The sequence below is a fragment of the Halanaerobium salsuginis genome, assembly GCF_900114545.1.
In the GTDB taxonomy this organism is placed as follows: domain Bacteria; phylum Bacillota; class Halanaerobiia; order Halanaerobiales; family Halanaerobiaceae; genus Halanaerobium; species Halanaerobium salsuginis.
In genome coordinates, this window is the sequence record NZ_FOTI01000077.1 from 1 (window position 1) to 4,436 (window position 4,436).

5 protein-coding genes are annotated in these 4,436 nt (G+C 28.8%); all 5 read left to right on the forward strand.

What is annotated here, in order from left to right; all coding sequences use genetic code 11:
• The coding region (locus BMZ74_RS14070; protein WP_177181465.1) for an ATP-binding protein at nt 1-258 on the forward strand (258 nt) is incomplete at its 5' end.
• A gap of 14 nt (nt 259-272) precedes the next feature.
• The gene (locus BMZ74_RS14075; protein WP_177181466.1) at nt 273-1,283 is read left to right on the forward strand and encodes an ABC transporter substrate-binding protein; all 1,011 of its coding nucleotides are present in this window, start codon (nt 273-275) and stop codon (nt 1,281-1,283) included.
• Nucleotides 1,284-1,294: 11 nt separating this feature from the next.
• Entirely contained in the window at nt 1,295-1,969 is a 675-nt protein-coding gene (locus BMZ74_RS14080; protein WP_089862836.1) for a response regulator transcription factor, read from the forward strand.
• The gene (locus BMZ74_RS14085) at nt 1,966-3,408 is read left to right on the forward strand and encodes a sensor histidine kinase (RefSeq protein WP_089862837.1); all 1,443 of its coding nucleotides are present in this window, start codon (nt 1,966-1,968) and stop codon (nt 3,406-3,408) included. The genes BMZ74_RS14080 and BMZ74_RS14085 overlap by 4 nt, the downstream gene beginning before the upstream one ends.
• Entirely contained in the window at nt 3,408-4,232 is an 825-nt protein-coding gene (locus tag BMZ74_RS14090) for a DUF3919 family protein (RefSeq protein ID WP_089862838.1), read from the forward strand. Before BMZ74_RS14085 ends, BMZ74_RS14090 begins: the two co-directional genes overlap by 1 nt.
• Nucleotides 4,233-4,436: the final 204 nt, after the last annotated feature.

Genomic DNA, 4,436 nt, shown 5'->3' on the forward strand with positions numbered 1-4,436 from the left:
GATGAATGGGGCTATATTCCTCTCGACAGAGAGGGATCCCAGCTCCTGTTTCAGATAATCTCAGACTGTTATGAGAAAAAGAGCTTAATAATCACTACAAATCTTGAATTTAGTAAATGGGCTAATATCTTTTATGATGAGCAAATGACAGCTGCTTTAATTGATAGATTAGTCCACCACAGTCACCTACTTGTATTTCCTGGTGACAGTCATAGAATCAAAAATTCACTGATGAAAGGAGCCCAAAATTCACTTTAATTTTTCCCTATTGGGTGGCTGCGAAAACAACTTTGCAAAAACCGGGAATTTTAACTTGCAAAAAACACACAGCAGCTTCTGCTAATAATTTAACTGTGTATGTTAATTTTCACGAAGAAGAAGCCAGGCGATTACTAGATCTTTTTAGCTACCAAACTAATATTAATTATACTTTTCTTAAAATGTCTTCTCAGAATACAAATAAAAGAATTATTGCTGAAAAAGAATTACCCAGAGCTGATATTATTCTGGGTGGACCAGCTGATAATCACCAATTATTGGCTGAACTTGGTTTATTAAAAGCATATATATCTCCAGAAGCTGACCAGATACCAGATCAGTTTAAATCTAAACAGGGATTCTGGACGGGAATTTATTTAGGACCAATTTCTATAGCAGTTAATGAAGGCTTATGGCAGCAGGAGTTTGGAGAAAGTTCTTTTCAAAAGCCACAAGAGTTTATTGATTTATTGAATCCGGCTTTTAAAGGTAAAATTGTTATGCCTAATCCAGTTACTTCTGGCACAGCTTTTACTTTCATTGCCTCAATAATTCAACTCTGGGGGCCAGAAAAAGCTGCTCAATATTTTTATCAGCTTAATCAAAATGTAGCTTTATATACAGAAGATGGCTTTACCCCAGCCAGGAAAATAGCTCTGGGAGAATATTTAATTGCAGTTAATTTTCTGCATGATCAAAAACTAATGATTCGGAATGGTTTTAATTTAAGCTATCAAATTCCTGCTGATACTGGTTGGGAAATAGGTTGTGTTTCAATTGTCAATAATGCTCCTCATCCTGCTGCGGCTCAAAAATTTATCGATTTTATTTTGTCTAGAGAGGCAGCAATTTTGCATAGAGAATTAACTGAACGAATACCAACTAGAAATGATATTAAAGCAAATGAAAATTATCAGAGTATTTTTAAGTTTACTATAAATAAAGAATACAATATATTCACTGCTGCTGCTCATAAACAAGATTATCTTAACTTCTGGCAGCAGAGTATTAAAGTGAAAAATTAGGGGGTAAATTAGTGCTAGTTATTGTAATTGAAGATGATAAGCCAATTGCTAATCTAATTAAAATGAATCTGGAGTTAGAAAACTTTACAGTTGAAATTTTTAGTAGTGCAGAAAGTGCCTATACTGCTTTGCTTGAACTTAAACCTGATCTAATCTTATTAGATATCATGCTCCCGGGCATGAATGGATTTGAATTACAAGCAAGAATTAAGCAGAAAAATATTCCAGTTATATTCATTACAGCTAAAAATGATCAAGCAGATAAATTAATGGGACTAAAATTAGGAGCAGATGATTATATAACTAAACCTTTTGATAATCGGGAACTTATTTTAAGAGTAAAAGCTGTTTTAAGACGAATAAATAATAAGAATATGATTAATGATACAATTAAACTTGGTGCTTTAAAACTTTTAAAAAGCAAACATCAGGTTTTGTTAAATGAAAAAGATTTAGGCCTTACCCCGAAAGAATTTGAGATTCTTTACTTATTAATGAAAAACTATCAGCAGGTCTTTTCCAGAACTCAATTACTAAACTATATTTGGGGTTATGATTATTATGGGAATACCAGGACGATAGATATGCATATTAAAAGACTGAGAGAAAAATTAAAAGATTATCAAGCTATAATTAAAACAGTTTATGGGGTGGGCTATAAACTAGACTTAGGAAAAGTTGAATGAAGTATTTAAGTAATCTTAAGTTAAAAGAAAAATTTATTTTAGCCAGTATTCTAGTTATTTTACCAGTTTTGATTTCCATAACATTTTTGACAGTAAAAATAGTTGATAATCATAATATCAATAATGTTAAAGAAACAATAGTAAAAAACTCTTATCTTACTCATATGTTTCTCTACCAGAGTTTAAATAAGATAGAAGAAATTAATCCCCGTAATATTTATTACTTGAACTTAGAATTAAGCCGTATGCTAAACTTAAGAACTCAAATTTATCATCAAAACAGTGATTCAATTTTTGATTCAGTTGCAAAGCTTAATTTAATCAGTGAATTAAAAGATGATTTTAAAACAAGCAGTGATTTAACTCTTGCTCTAAATAACCAAAAAAACTATAGAATAAAAAATAACGGAGAAAATAGATTTTTTCTGTTAACTTTGCCTTATTTTAAAGGAGAGCAATTATTAGGTGCAGTAAGGTTAATTTATCCTCTGCAAAAAGAAGATTTACTCAAAAAAAATTTACTTTATACCATGGCTTTTATTAATCTGATTGCATTTATTATAATTATTATCTTTATAGATATTTTTACTCGCAAAATTATTAATCCACTTAAATTATTAGGTCAGCAAGTAGATCAATTTTCCCGCCAGGGTAAATTAGAAACTGATTTTACCATCAAAAGTGGTGATGAGGTAGAAGAACTTGCTGCTATATTTCAAAAAATGGCAGCAAATATAACCTATCTAATAGCTGACTTAAAAAATGAGAAGAATAAGCAGAAATTATTTTATGATAATATGACCCATGAAATTAGAACCCCTTTAACAACTATCATTGGTTATGCCAATCTTTTGAAAAATATTGATGATTCTCAAAAGTCAGCTCAAGCTCTAAGCTATATTGAAAGTGAAGGAAAAAGACTTTTGCGATTAATTAACGAAATAATAGAAAACTCCAAGCTTAAAGATCCCAATCAATTTTGTTTAGAAAAAAGTTACAATAATTTAAATAAATTAGTTGACCAGAGTGTAGAGATAATGAAATATAAAGCTCATAAATATAATATAGAAATTAATTTTTATGCTGATTCTGAAGTGGAGATTTTACTTGATCAGGATAAAATTAAAGAAGTGCTGCTAAATATAATTGATAATGCAATTGTTCACAGCAATAGTAGTAAAATTGATCTGACTTTAGAAAATAATTTTTCCAGAACAATTTTAAAAATAATTGATTATGGTCAGGGAATTAATTTTGATTATGAAAAGCTACTCGATAACCAGATGAAAAAAAGTGATTTTTTAGATGGACATGGTTTAGGGCTAAATATTTCTAAAAAGATAATAGAATCACATAATGGTAAACTGATTATTGACAGTTATTCTGAATCTGGTACTACAGTTACTATTATTTTTAATCGGGATGGTGATAGCAGGTGATGAAAAAAAATATTTTGTCTTCATTATTGATTTTCTTTTTTTTATTAATGCTTTTACCACTTCTTTTTGATCTTTTTGCCCTAAATATTGCTGAAAATACTAATATAATTATTGAAAACAACCGCAATTTTGAAAATGTTATTAAGGCTAATACTCCGGTTGAAATTGAAGTTATTGATCAGCGTTGGGGTAAAACATCAATTAATGCACCAGAAGTACTATTTGCTTTCTGGAATATTTTCTCTAATCTCAATTCATATCCGCAAGAAAATATATCTGATGAAGATTTGATAAGCGGAAAAGTTTATTTTTTTGATGGGAGCGAAAAGTATTTTTCACTTTCAAATAGATTCAAATTGGGAGACTATTATTATGGAAGTCGGGAAGAAGAAATTGAAGTTAAAAAGTTATATAATTTAATTAAAAATCATCTTAATACTAAAAATAATTTAATTGAGATGCTTGGCCAGGCAGCAGCGGTTTACTTATATCCTCGCAATCAATTTTTTGATTTAAACTCTAGCAATATTACTAAACTTGAAGAAGCAAGTATAGATAACTTAATTGAATTAATCTATCAGTCAGAAAAAATAGAGTATGATAATCAATTTAATAAGTTTATTCTGGAAAAAGGTTATAATCCTGTTTATCATTTAGCATTAACCTTTACTAATAAATCTGCTAGTGAAGATTTAATTATTATTTCAATTTTGTCTGATAAATATTTTGCTTTAACAGATATGAGTCAGATAAATCGTAATATAACTTATTTTAAAGGAAATATATTTTCGCTAGTTAATCAGCTATTTATTCAAGCTAAATAAAGTTTAAGTAATTATAAGCTTACCATCCAATTCTGGGTGGTATTTTTTTTATTAAAATTTTTAGAAATTGTTACATTTTTGTGATATTTATTTTAAAATTTCGATATATTTATAGGTTGTATAATTAATGTTGTGAAGAAAAAACTGTAAATCTAAAAATATCTAAATAAAAAAGGCATTTGCCTGGCTCCGTTGAATTAAATA

Excerpts from the sequence above, each read along its gene's own strand:
- BMZ74_RS14085 (WP_089862837.1), top strand. The coding sequence starts at position 1,966 with ATGAAGTATTTAAGTAATCTTAAGTTAAAAGAAAAATTTATTTTAGCC.
- BMZ74_RS14090 (WP_089862838.1), top strand. The coding sequence starts at position 3,408 with ATGAAAAAAAATATTTTGTCTTCATTATTGATTTTCTTTTTTTTATTA.